Genomic DNA, 18,182 nt, shown 5'->3' with positions numbered 1-18,182 from the left:
TTTTTTACTAAAATACTATAAACAGGAGGGGTCTCTGTGCAGATGCCGAGATTGATTATTGACAGTGTGCCTGCTAAAATCGGTATAACCTTTCAAAAGGAAGAAATCGAGATGGAACAGCCGCCCGCTGACCTGGAAATTGAGCAGCCGCCGGCAGAGCTGAACATTGAAAGCACGCCGGCCAAACTGACGATTGACCAGACGAGGGCGTGGGAGAACTTGAATCTCAAATCATTTGAAAAGCTGAACGCTGAAGCCGCCCAGAAAGGTGCGGAAGCCTGCAGCGAGTTTATTGCCAAAACAGTCAGGGAAGGGAAGGAAATGGCGGCTATCGAAAAGAAAACGGGCAATGTGATGGCCCGGCAGGCAGCAGATGTCAGTCCGCCCGATCCATTCGGCGAATTCAGCGACTTTCTGCCTGCGCAGTTTCTCGTCGACATTGACTGCATTCCTTCAAAGCTTACGATTGATATTGAAGCCCGCAAACCTTCAATTGAAGCAGCCGTCAATAAACCTGTATGGAATTATACGCCGGGGAAAGTTCAGATTGATATGATGCAAGACCCTAAGGTGACGATTTCGGTTGACGATGGCAACGCAGAATAAAAGATGAAAGTGGTAAAGGATTGTGAAGCATGATAATTAAAACAAAATATCACGGAGAAATCAGAATAGACGAAGGGCAGATTATCTCATTTGAAAACGGCCTGCCGGGATTTAATGACGAGACTCAATTTGTTGTTCTTCCTTTGTCGGAAGATTCACCGTTTTTGGCGCTGCAGTCTGTGAAACAGGATCATATCGCCTTTATAGTCGCCAGTCCGTTTATTTTCTTTAAAGGGTACGAATTTGACATTGACCAAGCGACGCTTGAGCTTTTGCATATTGAAGATATAGAGGACGTCGAAGTGATGGCGATTTTAACGTTGGAAGAGCCTTTTGAAAACACGACCGCCAATTTAAAAGCGCCGATTATCGTCAATAAAAAGGAAATGAAGGCGAAACAAATCATTTTACATGATGCTTCCTATGAAACAAAACATCTGATAGGAGGAGGATCATGCTAGTTCTCTCAAGAAAAGTGAATGAGTCCATTCAGATCGGGCCGGATATTGAAATAAAGGTGATCGCCATCGAAGGAGAACAAGTGAAGCTGGGAATTGAAGCGCCTCAGCACGTAGATATTCACCGGAAAGAAATCTACTTGTCGATCCTGGAAGAGAACAACAGAGCCGTATCTTTTAATACCGATTTATTACTTAACTTATCCTCACAAAAAAAGTGAGGATTTTTTTATTTTCAATATAAACAATAGAAGCGGCCATCCGATATATATAGTGTAGCCAATGAGAGGAAAAATTTTCTTCAGAATGACGCTGCGCAAATGCACAAGGACGTGCGAAAAACAATTCAGGGAGGAAATACAAAATGAGAATCAACCACAATATCGCGGCTCTTAACACAAGCCGTCAGCTGAATGCAGGTTCAAACTCTGCTGCAAAAAACATGGAAAAATTATCTTCAGGTCTTCGGATCAACCGCGCTGGTGATGACGCTGCGGGTCTTGCGATCTCTGAAAAAATGCGTTCTCAAATCCGCGGTTTAGACATGGCGTCTAAAAACGCTCAAGACGGAATCTCTCTTATCCAAACATCTGAGGGTGCATTGAACGAAACTCACAGCATTCTTCAGCGTATGAGCGAGCTTGCTACACAAGCGGCAAACGATACAAACACAGATTCTGACCGTTCTGAGCTTCAAAAAGAGATGGACCAATTATCATCTGAAGTAACAAGAATCTCTACTGACACTGAGTTCAACACGAAGAAACTTCTTGACGGAACTGCAAAAGATCTTACGTTCCAAATCGGAGCTAACGAAGGTCAAACCATGACTTTGTCTATCAATAAAATGGACTCTGAAAGCCTGAATGTTGGTACGACTTATACAGCTCAAGCTGATGGAACACTTAAATCAGGTGATACAACTATTGCTTGGGCAGACGCAGAAGAAACAGACGGTAAAGTTACAAAAGAAGCCGGTTATTATGATGATAAAGGTGCTCTAGTAGGAAGTGAAAAACTAGAAGAAGGCGAAAAGTTATCTAAAGGTATCGACATCTCTTCTTCAGCTAAAGCTGCGTCTTCAGCTCTTACAACAATCAAAACAGCTATCGACACAGTATCTAGCGAGCGCGCTAAACTTGGTGCGGTTCAAAACCGTTTAGAGCACACAATCAACAACCTTGGTACTTCTTCTGAGAACCTGACTTCTGCTGAATCACGTATCCGTGACGTAGACATGGCTTCTGAGATGATGGAGTACACGAAAAACAACATCCTTACTCAGGCTTCTCAAGCTATGCTTGCGCAAGCTAACCAACAGCCTCAGCAAGTTCTTCAATTGCTGAAAGGTTAATGACGGAAAGATCCTGGTTCTCCAGGGTCTTTTTTTTATTTCTTCAGCTATCTCCCCCTTCAGCAAGCCAAAGAACCCTATTGACAAAATGAAACATTATATTTTGCAGTTACATTATTGAAAACCTTTTAATATGACCGATATAAGAATAAGATCATACATTTATGGAGCTGTGATATGATAAACAGTCGGAAACTCACTGTTGTCATAGAGCCGTCTACGACTAAACGCCGAAAAGGAGAGGGTACATATGGTCACAAGAATCACAGGCCTTAATTCCGGTCTTGATGTAGATTCTCTGGTGAAAAAACTAATGGATGCCGAAAAGCAGCCGCTTAATAAATTAAATCAGCAAAAACAGACGCTTGAATGGAAGCGCGATGCTTATCGGGAAATGAATACCCAGATTGCCGACATGTATTCTACTACATTTAATAATATGCTGATGTCCACAAACTGGAATAAAAAAACAGTAACAAGTTCGGATTCCAGTGTCAGCGCGGCGGCCGTCAGTGCTGAGCAAAATATTTCAACGAGTATGTCTGTACAGCAGCTGGCCACGCCGACGACATATAAATCATCGGGCGCCATCAATTTCACTTCAGGTCAGAGCCAAACATTGAAATTCAATGTCACAAATCCGGGTGAAACGAAGCCGACTGAGGTAAACGTCACGATCGCCGCAACCGATACGATTGACGATGTCATTTCTAAACTGAACAGCTCAGGCCTCGGGGTGACGGCTTTAAAAGAGAAAATTTCCAACGGCACGGATTATGTGGACACGATTGCGTTCACTTCCAATAAAACGGGGGAAGGGTTTACACTTGCCGCAGGTGATGACGCGACCAAAAGCTTTCTGAAAGATCAGCTCGGTTTTGCCGTTGATGATGCGACAAATGAACTGACGGCCAATGCCGAAGGGAAAAATGCGAAGTTTACGTTCAACGGGCTTGAAATGACAAAAACGTCCAATAACTTTACGATCAACGGCATCAAATACACGCTGAACAGCGTGACGGACAGCAATAAAACGGTTACGATTAACAGCACGACTGATACGGACGGGATTTTTGACAACATTAAAGATTTCGTTGATAAATACAATACGTTAATTAAAAGCGCAAACGCGAAGGTGACAGAATCAAAATACCGCGATTATAAGCCGCTAACCGATGAACAAAGAGAAGCGATGACCGATAAGCAGATTGAGCAGTGGGAGGCAAAAGCCAAAAGCGGTTTATTACGGAGCGACAGCACGCTGCAGAACGGTTTGGCGGAGATGCGGCTTGATTTGTACTCAACGGTTACGATTGACGGGAAAAAATATCAGCTTGCCGATTTCGGAATTGAGACGTCTGATAGTTATACGGATCAAGGAAAACTTGTTATTAAAGACGAAGCGAAACTGAAACAGAAAATTACCGAGAATCCTGCTCTCGTGGCTAAACTGTTTAATGCAGACAGCCCTGATACAGCGAAAACCAAAAACCCGGAGGAACAGGGGATTGCCCGGAGATTAAAAGACACATTAAACAAAATGCAGACTCAAATTTCAAAACAGGCGGGTACGGAAAGCTCGGTATCAACCAGCTTTGCCATCGGAAAAAGCCTGAATGAAATAGAAACAAATATTTCCAATATGAAAACGAAGCTGGATGACATCGAAACGAGATATTATAAAAAGTTCAGCGCACTGGATACGGCATTGGAGAAATTGAACAGCCAATCTTCATATCTCACGTCAATGTTAGGATCTTCAACATCATAACCTTGGAGGTTTTATAAAAATGGCAATAAATAATCCTTTTGCTGCTTATCAGCAGACATCCGTCTTTACAGCCGCTCCGGAAGAGCTGACCCTTATGCTTTATAACGGCTGCCTGCGATTCATTAAGCTGGCAAGGCAGGCGATGAAGCAAAACAACCTTGAAGCCAAAAATGAAAATATCGTAAAGGCGCAAAACATCATTCAAGAGCTCAGCATCACGTTAAACCGGGAGATTGAGATTTCTGAACAGATGTCATCCATTTATGATTACATCCGCCGCCGGCTGATCGACGCGAACGTGCAGAATAACGGAGAATTTTTAGATGAAGCGGAAAAGCTCGTTACTGAATTTCGCGACACGTGGAAGCAGGCCATGCAGAGTGAACGGAAAAACAGCCATGGCGCGGGCGGCCTTGCCTGATGAACAGCAATGTCTTTTCTTTGTATAACGAAACGAAGAACATGTACGCCGCGCTGAAGGACGCCCCGGAAAGCGACGGTCTTATCAGCAGCGTTACGGCATTTACGGAGAAAAGGGAGGAGATGCTTGCGGGCATAAAGCCGCCTTTTTCCGAAGAAGAAAAAACGCTGCTTCAGCAGGTGGCCGCGATGGACCGTCTGATTACCGGCGAAGTGAAACGGATTCAGGATGGTATCCGAAATGAAATAAAAACGCTTAAGAAAAAACGAATCTACCATAATACGTATTTCAATCCGTATCATCAAACGACAAGTGACGGCCGTTATTACGACAAACGCAAATAGGTGAGTGTTTTGAGAAGTTTGAACGATTACCATTTGGTGTCAGCCTATTATCAGCTTCTTTTTACGATTGATGAGGGGCTTTGCTACCTGTTGGACACGCAGGCTGATTTTTTTAAGACGGAGGGCGAGCGGATTTACAACGATTTGATTCAGGCTTTTTTTCATCTCGATTCCTCTCATGCACTTCTGCTGTCTATCATTGAGTGCCGATGCGTGGAGACGGCGATCCGCTCATTTGACGAGATCTTTCAGGATTTCAGCATGTTAAATGATTATGATTTCCCGTCCGCCCCTTTTCAGGAGTTTTTAAAAACCATCTTTCTGCCGCATTATAAGCTGTGGATGGAGCAGACGCACGACTGCATCAAACCGTATGTTCTTCACTAGACCTGCTGCAAGCGGCAGGTCTTTTGCCTGCGTCTTCCGCATATACTTATAATCCTGCCGGAAGCTGCCGGATATAACCGACACCATTCGTCATCGTTCACCGAATTTACACATTATTTTAACGTTTCAGCAGGGATCAGAAGGGGTAAAAGAGAAATAGTTACATATCCTTAGATAAAGGGAGGCGTTCTTTGATGAACTACAATATCAGAGGAGAAAACATTGAGGTTACACCTGCGTTAAAGGATCATGTGGAGAGAAAAATCGGCAAGCTGGAACGATATTTCGAGCAGAGCGTCAATGCCGATGTGAACGTCAACTTAAAATTCTATAATGATAAGGAATCCAAAGTTGAAGTCACCATTCCGATGACTGATCTGGCGCTTCGTTCTGAAGTGCATAACGAGGATATGTACAATGCAATTGATCTCGCAACAAACAAGCTGGAACGTCAAATCCGAAAGCACAAAACAAAAGTCAACCGAAAATTCCGCGAGCAGGGTCTTCCGAAACATTATTTCGAGAACGGCAGCGCTGCTGATACGGGCGTAGCGGTTCAGGACGAAATTGAAGATGACAGCCCGGAAATTGTCCGTCAAAAGCGTTTTAATTTAAAACCGATGGATAATGAAGAAGCGATTCTCCAAATGAATATGCTCGGACATAATTTCTTCGTATTCACCAACGCGGAGACGAATCTCACAAATGTCGTTTACCGCAGAAATGACGGCAAATACGGATTAATTGAACCGACTGAATAAACCCACCCAGCCTTCCGTGAACGCGCGGAAGGTTTTTCTCTATCTTTGTCTGCAAATTCTTTGGAAATAGCAAAAGGTATGTTATGATAATGAGAGGTATACATGGACAGAAAATTATCATTTATTCCATGCAAAATCTGCATGTGAACATAGAGGAGCGTTATAGATGCTTGGGATTTTAAATAAAATGTTTGATCCGACCAAACGTGCGCTGAACAAATACGAAAAAATAGCAAATGACATTGATGCCGTAAGAGGAGATTATGAAAATCTCTCTGACGAGGCGCTTAAACATAAAACGGCAGAATTTAAAGAGCGGCTTGAAAAAGGAGAAACAACGGATGATCTTCTTGTCGAAGCGTTCGCCGTCGTTCGTGAAGCTTCCCGCCGCGTAACCGGCATGTTCCCGTTTAAAGTGCAGCTGATGGGGGGCATCGCCCTTCATGAGGGGAACATTTCCGAAATGAAAACAGGGGAAGGGAAAACGCTGACGTCTACGCTTCCCGTGTATTTAAATGCCTTGACGGGAAAAGGCGTTCACGTCGTAACGGTCAACGAATATCTGGCAAGCCGTGATGCCCAGCAAATGGGAGAAATCTTTGCGTTTCTCGGGCTTACAGTCGGCCTGAACCTGAATTCGATGTCAAAAGACGAAAAACGCGAAGCTTACGCAGCCGATATCACGTATTCAACGAACAATGAACTCGGCTTTGATTATTTGCGTGACAACATGGTGCTCTATAAAGAACAAATGGTGCAGCGTCCGCTTCATTTTGCCGTTATTGATGAAGTCGATTCAATTTTAGTCGATGAAGCGAGAACGCCATTGATTATTTCCGGACAAGCTCAGAAGTCCACAAAACTGTACGTGCAGGCAAATGCGTTTGTCCGCACACTCAAGAAAGATCAGGATTATACGTATGACGTCAAAACGAAAGGCGTTCAGCTGACGGAAGAAGGAATGACGAAGGCTGAAAAAACATTCGGCATCGACAACCTGTTTGATGTCAAAAACGTGGCCTTGAACCACCATATCAACCAGGCTTTAAAAGCCCATGCGGCGATGCAGAAAGACGTGGATTATGTTGTTGAGGACGGCCAGGTCGTCATCGTTGATTCCTTCACCGGCCGTCTGATGAAAGGACGCCGCTACAGCGAAGGTCTTCACCAGGCGATTGAGGCGAAAGAAGGCCTGGAGATTCAAAATGAAAGCATGACATTGGCGACGATTACGTTCCAAAACTATTTCCGTATGTACGAAAAGCTGGCCGGTATGACCGGTACCGCAAAAACGGAAGAGGAAGAATTCCGCAATATTTATAACATGCAGGTTGTATCCATCCCGACCAACCAGCCGGTCATCCGTGACGACCGTCCGGACTTGATCTACCGCTCAATGGAAGGGAAATTCAAGGCGGTGGCGGAGGATGTCGCCCAGCGCTACATGACCGGACAGCCGGTTCTTGTCGGTACGGTTGCCGTTGAAACGTCTGAATTGATTTCTAAACTTCTGAAAAACAAAGGGATTCCGCATCAGGTGCTGAATGCCAAAAACCATGAGCGTGAAGCTCAGATTATTGAAGAAGCGGGACAAAAAGGCGCTGTCACGATTGCGACCAACATGGCGGGACGCGGAACCGACATTAAACTCGGCGAAGGCGTAAAAGAGCTTGGCGGCCTTGCGGTCGTCGGTACGGAACGCCACGAATCCCGCCGGATTGATAATCAGCTCCGCGGACGTTCAGGACGTCAGGGAGACCCGGGCATCACACAATTTTATCTTTCAATGGAAGATGAATTGATGCGCCGTTTCGGAGCTGAACGGACGATGGCGATGCTTGACCGGTTCGGTATGGATGACTCCACGCCGATTCAGAGCAAAATGGTGTCACGCGCCGTGGAATCATCTCAAAAACGTGTCGAAGGAAACAACTTCGATTCACGTAAACAGCTTCTTCAATACGACGACGTGCTTCGTCAGCAGCGCGAAGTCATTTACAAGCAGCGTTTTGAAGTCATTGACTCTGAAAACCTGCGCGACATTGTGGAAGGCATGATCAAGTCTTCTCTGGAGCGTGCGATTGCCGCTTATACGCCGAAAGAGGAGCTTCCGGAAGAATGGAATCTTGACGGCCTCGTGGAGCTGGTGAATTCAACGTATCTTGATGAAGGCGCGCTTGAAAAGAGCGATATCTTCGGAAAAGAACCGGATGAAATGCATGAGATGATCATGGACCGCATCATGACAAAATATAATGAAAAAGAAGAGAATTTCGGTACAGAGCAGATGCGAGAATTTGAAAAAGTCATCGTATTGCGTGCCGTTGATTCAAAATGGATGGATCATATTGATGCGATGGATCAGCTGCGTCAAGGGATTCACCTTCGCGCTTATGCGCAGACAAATCCGCTGCGTGAATATCAAATGGAAGGCTTCGCAATGTTTGAGCACATGATTGAGTCCATTGAGGACGAAGTTGCGAAATTCGTCATGAAGGCCGAGATTGAAAGCAATCTGGAACGCGAAGAAGTTGTTCAGGGCCAAACGACGGCTCATCAGCCGCAGGACGGCGATGAGGCCAAACAAGCGAAAAAAGCGCCGGTCCGCAAAGTTGTGGATATCGGACGCAACGCGCCTTGCCATTGCGGAAGCGGAAAAAAATATAAAAATTGCTGCGGCCGGACAGAATAGTCTCGACTGTATGAAGCGAACATGACCGGGTCTGCGTCTTATGGCGCCCCGGATCTTTTAATGAGGTGAATGGAATGGAATTATCAGAAATCAGGGCAGAGCTCGAAAATATGGCTTCTCGTTTAGCGGACTTCAGGGGGTCTCTTTGACCTCGAATCAAAGGAAGCCCGCATTGCAGAATTAGATGAAAAGATGGCGGAACCGGAATTCTGGAATGACCAGCAGAAGGCCCAAACCGTCATCAACGAAGCGAACGGTCTGAAGGAATACGTGAACTCCTATCATCAGCTGAGCGAGTCTCACGAAGAGCTGCAAATGACACATGATCTTTTAAAAGAAGAACCTGACCAGGACCTTCAGCAAGAGCTTGAGAAAGAGCTGAAGTCATTAACGAAGGAATTGAATGAATTTGAGCTTCAGCTGCTGCTCAGTGAACCATATGACAAAAATAATGCGATTTTAGAACTTCACCCGGGCGCCGGCGGTACGGAATCTCAGGACTGGGGTTCCATGCTGCTCAGAATGTATACCCGCTGGGCGGAAAGACGCGGCTTCAAAGTTGAAACGCTTGATTATCTCCCGGGAGATGAAGCAGGAATTAAGTCTGTCACACTGCTTATTAAAGGTCACAATGCATACGGCTATTTAAAAGCGGAAAAAGGCGTACACCGTCTCGTGCGGATTTCTCCATTTGATTCATCAGGCCGCCGTCACACGTCATTCGTGTCATGTGAAGTCATGCCTGAATTCAATGAAGAAATCGACATTGATATTCGTACCGAAGATATTAAAGTTGATACGTACCGGGCGAGCGGTGCCGGCGGACAGCACGTCAATACGACTGATTCAGCCGTTCGGATCACCCACCTGCCGACAAATGTAGTCGTCACGTGCCAGACGGAACGCTCACAAATCAAAAACCGCGACCGGGCGATGAAAATGCTCAAAGCGAAGCTGTATCAGCGCAGAATTGAAGAACAGCAGGCGGAGCTTGACGAAATCCGCGGCGAACAGAAAGAAATCGGCTGGGGCAGCCAAATCCGCTCGTACGTCTTCCATCCGTACTCCATGGTGAAAGACCACCGCACCAATACGGAAATGGGGAACGTGCAGGCGGTTATGGACGGAGATATCGATATCTTCATTGACGCCTATTTACGTTCTAAACTGTCGTAATCCGGGAACACACCTGCCTTTGGCAAGGTGTGTTTTTTTATCCGTTCTCTTTTTCCATTTTTCACAACAGCGCTTTAGCAAATTAATACGGTATTTGGCTGTTATTTACTTCTAAGCCGGGAAGACTTAAAATGCTATCGAGAGAAAATCGGAGAACGGAGGATTTTGCATGGATGTGAATCACAATAAGCCGCTCCGTCTGATCAAAGATTACGTATATATCATGATCGGCGCGGCGATTACGGGGGTCGTGTTTAACGTATTTTTGCTGCCGAACCGTATAGCAGCGGGGGGAGTAAGCGGGATCAGCACCATTTTAGAAACGTTTGGTTTTGAACCGGCTTACGTGCAGTGGATTATTAACATCCCTTTGTTTATCGCCGGAGTGATCATTCTCGGCGGGAAGTTCGGAATGAAGACACTGGTCGGTTCCATCGTTCTGCCGCTCGCCGTCTTTTTAACAAGAGATCTGCCTGCCGCGACGACCCATGAACTGCTGGCGGCGATTTTCGGAGGCGTCGGGATCGGAACGGGAATCGGCATCGTGTATCTCGGCAAAGGCTCCACGGGGGGAACGGCTCTGGCGGCGCAGATCATTCACAAATACACGGGGCTGTCGCTGGGAACGTGCCTTGCCATCATGGACGGATTAATTGTGCTGAGCGCGATGCTCGTTTTCGGAGTGGAGCAGGGACTGTATGCGATGCTCGGGGTATTTATTTCAAGCAAAACGATTGATGTCGTGCAGGTCGGGTTCAACCGCTCCAAAATGGCTTTAATCATTACGCAGCATGAAGAAGCCGTCAGATCAGCTGTGTTTAAAGAAATCGACAGGGGTGTGACGAAGATTTCTGCAGTCGGCGGGTATACGGAACATGACCGGCCGATCTTAATGTGTGTCGTCGGTCAGACCGAATTCACAAAACTGAAACAAATCGTCAAACAAATTGATGAGTCAGCCTTTGTCATTGTCGCAGACGCAAGCGAGGTGCTCGGCGAGGGTTTCAAACGCGCGTAAACGAGGTTATAATAGCGAAGGGGTGCATCTTACATATGAAATCAAAATGGGCGCTGCTGGCGCTGGTTCTGACCATGTCCGTCCTGCTGGCGGCATGCGGCGGATCCAATGAATCGAAAAAAGAAAGCTCTGACAGCTCAGGCGGATCAAAGGCATCTGCGTCAGCGGGCGAAGAGCTTTATCAGCAAAGCTGTATCGGCTGTCACGGTAAAGACTTAGAAGGCGGCGGAGGTCCGAATTTACAGGAAGTCGGCGGGAAGTATGATGAAGCTAAAATTGAAAGCATCATTAAAAACGGACGCGGCAATATGCCGAGCCATCTTGTAAATGATGAGGAAGCCGCGAAGATCGCAAAATGGCTGTCACAGAAAAAATAACAGAAAAACCTTGCCTGTTATAGGGGCAAGGTTTTTTCTCGGTCTGGGAATGAAAAGAAACTGTAATAGTAATATGTCTAAATTTGACGTATAATGAAGTGTACTGAGGAAAAGGAACTTTCAGATTTTTCATCTGTTTCCTGACGAATCGGCCATAAACCGCTGTATGTTTGCGAACTCTATGGCTGCAAGACATAAATAAAAGATTAGGTGATTTCATGATAGAGATGAAAGAAGTATATAAATCCTATCCGAACGGTGTAAAAGCGATTAACGGGCTGTCAGTCATGATTCATCCCGGAGAATTTGTATATGTCGTAGGACCGAGCGGAGCCGGTAAATCTACTTTTATTAAAATGATTTACAGAGAAGAAAAACCGACAAAAGGGCAAATATTGATTAACCATAAAGATCTCGCGGCTGTGAAAGAAAAAGAGATTCCTTTCGTGCGGCGTAAAATAGGTGTTGTTTTCCAAGATTTCAAACTCCTTCCGAAATTGACGGTATTTGAAAACGTAGCGTTTGCGCTTGAGGTTATCGGAGAGCAGCAGTCAGTCATTAAAAAACGCGTGCTCGAAGTGCTCGATCTTGTGCAGCTGAAGCATAAAGCGCGGCAGTTTCCCGACCAGCTTTCCGGAGGAGAACAGCAGCGTGTTTCCATCGCAAGATCCATCGTCAACAATCCTGACGTCGTGATAGCTGACGAACCGACGGGCAACCTTGATCCGGTAACATCATGGGAAGTGATGAAGACACTGGAAGAGATTAATAACCGCGGAACGACCGTCGTGATGGCGACACACAATAAAGAAATAGTAAACACCATGAAGAAACGGGTCATCGCGATCGAAGACGGAATTATTGTGCGTGATGAGTCAAGAGGGGAGTATGGTTCTTATGATTAAAATTCTCGGGCGCCATTTGCGTGAGAGTTTTAAGTCTCTCGGAAGAAACACGTGGATGACATTTGCATCCATCAGTGCCGTTACCGTTACATTGATTTTGGTCGGCGTGTTTTTAGTCATTATGCTGAACTTAAACAACATGGCTAAAAATGCTGAAAAAGAAGTGGAAATTAAAGTATTAATCGATCTGACGTCAAATAAGAAAACGCAGGATACGCTGCAGAATGAGATTAAAGACATCTCGGGTATCCAAAGCGTAGAGTTTTCATCTAAAGATAAAGAGCTTGATCAATTGGTCAAAAGCTTCGGCGACAGCGGAAAGGCCATGAAAATGCAAGATCAGGAAAACCCGCTGAACAACGCGTTTATCGTCAAAACGACAGATCCGCATGATACGCCGAAAGTCGCGAAAAAAATTGAGAAGCTTGATCATGTGTATAAAGTGACATACGGGAAAGAAGAAGTCAGCCGTCTGTTTAAGATCGTCGGGGTGTCACGCAACATCGGGATTGCGTTAATCATCGGCCTTCTGTTCACGGCGATGTTCTTAATTTCGAATACGATTAAAATCACGATTTTCGCCAGAAGAAAAGAGATTGAAATCATGAAGCTTGTCGGCGCGACAAACTGGTTTATCCGCTGGCCGTTCTTCCTGGAAGGACTGCTGCTGGGGGTATTCGGTTCTGTCATACCGATCGCTCTCGTGCTGAGTACGTACCAGTCGATGGTCGCTTGGGTGGCCCCGAAAGTTCAGGGATCATTTGTTTCACTTCTGCCGTACAGTCCGTTTGTGTTCCAAGTATCACTTGTGCTCATTCTGATCGGCGCGGTAATCGGGGTATGGGGAAGTCTGACTTCCATCCGGAAATTCCTTCGTGTATAAATACAAAAGCCAGTCTGATATAGACTGGCTTTTTTTAATGGTTTCGTTACTGAATGACGGGCAGGGCCGGTGATCCGGGCTTTAATGTAAAGTCATAAGACGATTCGTCACGGTACATCGGGTCCGCATAAATGGAATCCGAATCGTTTGCCGTTCCTTTTCGGTACGCTGTGAATGAATCATATTCTCTGTTCTTCCAATTCCAGATACCGTCTTTTCCCTCTTCTTTGTGATAGACGTTATGATTAACGGTATTGTCTTCGTTTTTCGTAAAATCATTTGCGATAAAAATCCGTGAATCGCTTGCCGTCATGATGTTTTTTTCGATCGTGTTCCCTTTTGTGCCGTACTGCAGGAGCAGCTGGCCGCCGTCAAGGTCCTTCGTGTCATTTCGGTACATGATGTTGTGAGCGATCACCGAATTGATGGTGCCGCCGCGTTTCGTGTCATAGCCTCCGATTGAAATACCGGTGTAAGCATTGCCGTACACCTTGTTATCCGTAATCCGGATATCTCGTGCGTATTTCCCTTTATGCTCAGAGGTGGCTTCAATCCCAAGGTCATTGTTGTAAACGGTGTTTTTCTTAATGTCCACATGTTCTGCGCCGTCAACGTAAATACCGCCCGCTGAATATTCATCTCCGTAAGCGGGATTTCCGTAAGAAGAGTTATGGCTCACCGTATTGTTTTCAATGATGCCGTTTCGCGCATAGTCGTTTTGCTTGGATGTTCCTTCGTATCCGATCACGTCAATCCCGATATTGTTATTGTCCCGGATGGTATTGCCGGCAATCTTAAATCCGTCAACATTTCCGTTCAGCACGACCGCTTCGCTTGCGCCGAGCGTCAGTTTTTCAACCGTATTATTTGTGATGCTGACATCCTTCATGGCGCCTGTGCCGTAAAATGCGATGCCGTGTGCGTTTCCTTCATCAGCCGTAGTTTTAATGTTCCGGATATGGTTGCCGTCAATGTTGATATGACTGCTTGATCCGGTGACGCAGATCCCCATGGCCGTCGCATCTTCTGATGATACGGAGAGATTCTCAAGCGTAATGCCGTGAATGGTAATGTACTGTTTATTGCGGATTTGAATTAACGGAGTTTCAGAATCGCTTTTTTGCGCAGATTTGCCGCTGATGGCGACATGCTCATTCTGATAGTTCCGAAATGTAATCGGCTTTTCGGCCGTGCCGCTGTGCTTTACTTCAAACGTTTCATCATATGTCCCTTCCCGAATCAATACGGTTGTTCCGGCCTCTGCCTTTTCAGCCGCATGTTTTAATGTGCGGAACGGCTTTTCTTTCGTTCCTTCATTTTGGTCGCTGCCTGCGGGAGAAACATACAAGGCGTCCGTCTGCGCTTTCTCATTGGCCTCTGTTTTTGGCCAGACAAAGGCGGTAATGCCTGCGGCCAGAACCGCCGCGGATAAAATCGATAATTTTATTTTCATATCGCATTCTCCTGTATATATAATGAATTGCATACAAAATATTATACGTTACCCATATATATGAAACAATCTCGCATTTTCATTTTTTTGTTGCCGTTACATGAATTCTTTGCAATTTACACATACTATCTCCAGGTTTTCGTAAAAGGACTAAGAGGAGGTAAACGATGAAGCAGAAAATGATCGCAGTGATAGCTGCCGTCAGCATCATGTGCGGCGGAGCCCATATTGCCGGGGCGGCACAGCCGAATTCATCAGACGCAGAAAGAAGCCGGGCAATGGAAAAAATCGAAAAAGCATATGAGCTGATCTCGAACGAATACGTGGAAAATGTAGATAAAGAAAAGCTTCTTGAAGGAGCGATTCAGGGGATGCTGTCTACATTAAACGACCCTTATTCCGTTTATATGGACAAGCAGACCGCCAAGCAGTTTTCCGATTCTCTTGATTCTTCTTTCGAAGGGATCGGCGCTGAAGTCGGTATGAAAGACAATAAAATCATTATCGTATCACCGTTTAAGCAATCTCCGGCGGAAAAAGCGGGCCTCAAGCCGAATGATGAAATCATCAGCATAAACGGCGAGTCAATGAACGGGAAAGGTTTAAACGAAGCAGTGCTGAAAATCAGAGGAAAAAAAGGATCGAAGGTTTCTATTAAAATACAGCGTCCGGGTACTGATAAACAGCTGTCATTCCGGATTAAAAGAGCGGAAATTCCGCTTGAAACCGTATTTGCTTCCCGCAAAGAATCAGGCGGCCATCATGTCGGCTACATCGGAATATCGACATTTTCCGAGCATACCGCCCAGGACTTCGCCGCGGCGCTGAAAAAGCTTGAAAAACAAGGGATTGACGGTCTCGTCCTTGATGTAAGAGGGAATCCCGGCGGCTACCTTCAAAGCGTCGAACAAATTTTAAAGCATTTCATCACAAAAGACATGCCGTATATCCAAATTGCGGAGCGTAACGGCGATAAAAAACAATATTTCTCAACCTTAAAACATAAGAAGCCGTATCCCGTCAATGTCATTACAGATAAAGGAAGCGCCTCCGCTTCAGAAATTCTTGCAGGTGCGTTAAAAGAAGCGGGACATTATGACGTTGTCGGTGACACTTCTTTCGGTAAAGGAACGGTTCAGCAGGCCGTGCCTATGGGAGACGGGAGCAACATTAAATTGACGCTTTACAAATGGCTGACACCGAAAGGCAATTGGATTCACAAAAAAGGCATTGCTCCGACAATCGCTGTGAGCCAGCCGGATTATTTTGCGGCGGGACCGCTTCAGCTGAAACAGCCGCTTCAGCCTGATATGAACAGCGCGGATGTCAAGCACGCCCAAATCCTGCTGAAAGGCCTAGGCTTCGACCCGGGCAGAGCAGACGGCTATTTCAGCAAAACAATGAAAAAAGCCGTTCTGGCGTTTCAAGACCGGTACAAGCTTGATAAAACAGCGGTCATTGATAAAAAGACAGCGGAAAAAATGAATCAGCTGATGAATGAACAGAAATCTGACGAAAAAAATGATTTACAGCTGCAAATGGCGTTAAAATCATTATTTGTAAAATAAATGAAAAGGAGGCGTTTTTTTCGTCTCCTGTTTCTTTTGTCATACCCTAAAAATGAACGAAAAGACATATAATTATGTCGGTTTTGACAAGATATTAAAAAAATTTTCACATTTAAACATTTATAAAGGACAAACATTACCCGATATTTATAGAGAAGAGAGACTTTATGCCGAGTTAATATGTATTCAAAATGAAACTTTTGAAAGTTGCCTCAGTCAGTTTTAGTTCTTACAATAAAAGAAGGTTCTAATAGAGAACAGTTTTAGTTTGGCAGCTGCATTTCAGTATCGAAAGCAGAAGTGTTTGCGGCGCTTCAGCACGGCAGCTGTAATCACCCGTGCTTATCTGGATAAAAAAATGGGGGTTCACAATTGAAGAGGGCAAGTATTGTGCGTGAAAAAAAATATTATGAATTAGTGGAACAACTAAAAGACAGAACAAAAGACGTCACATTTTCATCAACAAAAGCACTAAGTCTTCTTATGCTGTTCAGCAGATACCTGGTCAATTACACAAATGTTGAATGCGTTCACGAAATCAATGAAGAGTGTGCGAAGCATTATTTCACTTACTTAATGAAAAACCATAAACGTTTAGGAATCAATCTGACGGATATTAAGCGGTCCATGCTTCTGATCAGCGGCGTGATCGAGGTGGAGGTTGACCACTATCTGAAAGATTTCTCTCTCTCAAATGTAACGCTGTGGATGACGGAAGAGAGATAGACGTTTGAGATATTCAAGCCAATGATTATTTGGTAGAATAGAATTAAAATGTTTGGCTTGAGGCGGTGAAAGCAGTGTCTGTTCAATGGGGAATTGAACTTCTGAAAAGTATCGGTCTGTTTTTTTTGCACCCGATGTTCTGGTTTTTTATCATCATAAGTCTCGCATGCGGATATTTGCGGATCAAACGTGAACGCCATACGTTTCATACAAAAATCGCGGATATGTATGACGAGCTTATCTTTACATACATAAAAGGACTTATACCGGGTATTCTTCTCTCCATATTATTTTTTGGACTGGGAATTTCGATTCCATTCGGTCTTCTCGGCATAATCGCGGCTGTGACTGCTTTGGCTTCGCTGACGTTCCGTATGAATTGGCTGTCCTCAGCTTATGTTGTCAGCGCCGGCATGTTCATTGCGTTTATCCTTCAGTATACCCACACAGTGCCGTTTGCGGATCGGTTTCCGCAGGCATTCAGCGTGAATTGGGCATCGGCGGCCGTGTTTATGGGCCTTTTGATTATCACGGAGGGAGCGGCTGCCTGCCGTTCAGCGCATCTGAAAACATCTCCGGCGCTTGTCGTCAGCAGCAGAGGCCTGCCCATCGGCCGTCAATTGGCGAATCGCGCATGGCTGCTTCCGCTTTTCTTATTGGTGCCGGGCAGCGGACTTGAGTCACACCTTTCTTGGTGGCCTGTCTTTACCGTGCCGGGCGGCTCTTTCCATTTGATCTGGATTCCTTATATCGCCGGCTTCGGACAGCGTGTGCAGGGGTCACTTCCGGAAGTCAGCATAAGGATAACGGCGAAACGTGTCATGATTCTCGGGATTATCGTGGCCGTATTCGGGGCAGCGGCCCTTTGGTGGACTCCGTTTGCCGGAGCTGCCGCTTGTATTGCGGTGCTCGGACGCCTGTTCTTATCATTGAGACAGCGGCTGAACGATAACGCGGCTCCGTTTTATTTCTCTAAGCGGGATCAGGGCTTAATGGTGCTCGGCATCATTCCGAATACGCCCGCGGAAGATCTTGAGCTGAAGATCGGTGAGATTATAACGAAAGTAAACGGCATTCCCGTAAAGCATGTATCGGATTTTTACGAAGCACTTCAAAAAAACCGCGCATTTGTAAAAATGGAGATCATCGGCCTGAACGGTGAGATCCGGTTTGATCAGCGCGCGTCCTATGAAGGCGAACATCATGAATTAGGTATTTTATTCGTGCAGGATGAACACGAGCACGAAGAAATGACAGCATTATAATGTGATTTTTCATAATT

General features: G+C 45.4%; 19 protein-coding genes. 18 read left to right on the top strand and 1 reads right to left on the bottom strand.

Going from position 1 to position 18,182, the window contains the following annotated elements:
• Positions 1 to 36: 36 nt before the first annotated feature.
• The 15 genes from U2H13_RS17345 to ftsX all read left to right on the top strand — a co-directional run bounded on the left by U2H13_RS17345 (position 37) and on the right by ftsX (position 13,153).
• Entirely contained in the window at positions 37 to 606 is a 570-nt protein-coding gene (locus U2H13_RS17345) for a DUF6470 family protein (RefSeq protein WP_003151397.1), read from the top strand.
• A gap of 29 nt (positions 607 to 635) precedes the next feature.
• A complete protein-coding gene (fliW, locus tag U2H13_RS17340) occupies positions 636 to 1,067 on the top strand; it encodes a flagellar assembly protein FliW (protein WP_021494095.1) in 432 nt (143 codons plus the stop codon).
• A complete protein-coding gene (gene csrA, locus U2H13_RS17335; RefSeq protein WP_003151402.1) occupies positions 1,061 to 1,285 on the top strand; it encodes a carbon storage regulator CsrA in 225 nt (74 codons plus the stop codon). The genes fliW and csrA overlap by 7 nt, the downstream gene beginning before the upstream one ends.
• 143 nt (positions 1,286 to 1,428) lie before the next feature.
• Complete coding sequence (locus U2H13_RS17330) at positions 1,429 to 2,418, top strand: flagellin (RefSeq protein WP_021494094.1); 990 nt, start codon at positions 1,429 to 1,431, stop codon at positions 2,416 to 2,418.
• Positions 2,419 to 2,668: 250 nt separating this feature from the next.
• Positions 2,669 to 4,189 (top strand): flagellar hook-associated protein 2, encoded by a 1,521-nt coding sequence (locus tag U2H13_RS17325; protein WP_021494093.1) that lies wholly within the window; start codon positions 2,669 to 2,671, stop codon positions 4,187 to 4,189.
• 19 nt (positions 4,190 to 4,208) lie between these two features.
• A complete protein-coding gene (fliS, locus tag U2H13_RS17320; protein WP_003151407.1) occupies positions 4,209 to 4,610 on the top strand; it encodes a flagellar export chaperone FliS in 402 nt (133 codons plus the stop codon).
• Positions 4,610 to 4,954: a flagella biosynthesis regulatory protein FliT gene (fliT, locus tag U2H13_RS17315; protein ID WP_007407472.1), complete on the top strand. Its 345-nt coding sequence runs from the start codon at positions 4,610 to 4,612 to the stop codon at positions 4,952 to 4,954. Before fliS ends, fliT begins: the two co-directional genes overlap by 1 nt.
• A gap of 9 nt (positions 4,955 to 4,963) precedes the next feature.
• Positions 4,964 to 5,341 carry a hypothetical protein gene (locus U2H13_RS17310; protein ID WP_021494092.1) on the top strand — a complete coding sequence of 126 codons (378 nt, stop codon included), beginning with the start codon at positions 4,964 to 4,966 and terminating at the stop codon, positions 5,339 to 5,341.
• A 194-nt stretch (positions 5,342 to 5,535) separates the two neighbouring features.
• Positions 5,536 to 6,102: a ribosome hibernation-promoting factor, HPF/YfiA family gene (gene hpf / locus U2H13_RS17305; protein WP_003151413.1), complete on the top strand. Its 567-nt coding sequence runs from the start codon at positions 5,536 to 5,538 to the stop codon at positions 6,100 to 6,102.
• Positions 6,103 to 6,268: 166 nt separating this feature from the next.
• Positions 6,269 to 8,794: a preprotein translocase subunit SecA gene (gene secA, locus U2H13_RS17300; protein ID WP_007407469.1), complete on the top strand. Its 2,526-nt coding sequence runs from the start codon at positions 6,269 to 6,271 to the stop codon at positions 8,792 to 8,794.
• Positions 8,795 to 8,868: 74 nt separating this feature from the next.
• A protein-coding gene (prfB, locus tag U2H13_RS17295; protein WP_096034905.1) for a peptide chain release factor 2 occupies positions 8,869 to 9,970 on the top strand; the annotation gives its coding sequence in 2 pieces (ribosomal slippage) (positions 8,869 to 8,940 and positions 8,942 to 9,970; 1,101 coding nt in all).
• Between the two features lie 169 nt (positions 9,971 to 10,139).
• Complete coding sequence (locus tag U2H13_RS17290) at positions 10,140 to 10,988, top strand: YitT family protein (protein ID WP_109567246.1); 849 nt, start codon at positions 10,140 to 10,142, stop codon at positions 10,986 to 10,988.
• Between the two features lie 35 nt (positions 10,989 to 11,023).
• Positions 11,024 to 11,365 carry a cytochrome c551 gene (cccB, locus tag U2H13_RS17285; protein WP_003151417.1) on the top strand — a complete coding sequence of 114 codons (342 nt, stop codon included), beginning with the start codon at positions 11,024 to 11,026 and terminating at the stop codon, positions 11,363 to 11,365.
• A 218-nt stretch (positions 11,366 to 11,583) separates the two neighbouring features.
• A complete protein-coding gene (ftsE, locus tag U2H13_RS17280) occupies positions 11,584 to 12,270 on the top strand; it encodes a cell division ATP-binding protein FtsE (protein ID WP_003151418.1) in 687 nt (228 codons plus the stop codon).
• On the top strand, positions 12,263 to 13,153 hold the full coding sequence (gene ftsX, locus U2H13_RS17275) for a permease-like cell division protein FtsX (protein ID WP_013353766.1): 891 nt from the start codon (positions 12,263 to 12,265) through the stop codon (positions 13,151 to 13,153). The genes ftsE and ftsX overlap by 8 nt, the downstream gene beginning before the upstream one ends.
• A 46-nt stretch (positions 13,154 to 13,199) precedes the next feature.
• On the opposite strand, the gene U2H13_RS17270 is transcribed toward ftsX, so the two are convergent.
• On the bottom strand, positions 13,200 to 14,606 hold the full coding sequence (locus U2H13_RS17270) for a nitrous oxide reductase family maturation protein NosD (RefSeq protein ID WP_376700555.1): 1,407 nt from the start codon (positions 14,604 to 14,606) through the stop codon (positions 13,200 to 13,202).
• Positions 14,607 to 14,815: 209 nt separating this feature from the next.
• On the opposite strand from U2H13_RS17270, the gene U2H13_RS17265 reads away from it, so the two are divergent.
• The 3 genes from U2H13_RS17265 (at position 14,816) to U2H13_RS17255 (ending at position 18,165) form a co-directional block, all read left to right on the top strand.
• Positions 14,816 to 16,174, top strand: a complete 1,359-nt coding sequence (locus tag U2H13_RS17265; protein ID WP_376700814.1) for a S41 family peptidase — start codon at positions 14,816 to 14,818, stop codon at positions 16,172 to 16,174.
• A 372-nt stretch (positions 16,175 to 16,546) separates the two neighbouring features.
• Positions 16,547 to 16,900, top strand: coding sequence for a swarming motility protein SwrAA (gene swrA, locus U2H13_RS17260; protein WP_014305920.1), 354 nt, complete (start codon positions 16,547 to 16,549; stop codon positions 16,898 to 16,900).
• 74 nt (positions 16,901 to 16,974) lie between these two features.
• Entirely contained in the window at positions 16,975 to 18,165 is a 1,191-nt protein-coding gene (locus U2H13_RS17255) for a S1C family serine protease (RefSeq protein ID WP_137987892.1), read from the top strand.
• Positions 18,166 to 18,182: the final 17 nt, after the last annotated feature.

Origin of the sequence: Bacillus sp. A1, from assembly GCF_042296235.1 — a bacterium.
GTDB classification, from domain to species: Bacteria; Bacillota; Bacilli; order Bacillales; family Bacillaceae; genus Bacillus; species Bacillus velezensis.
Note: the sequence above shows the minus strand (reverse complement) of the source record. Positions and strands in the feature narration are given on the sequence as shown.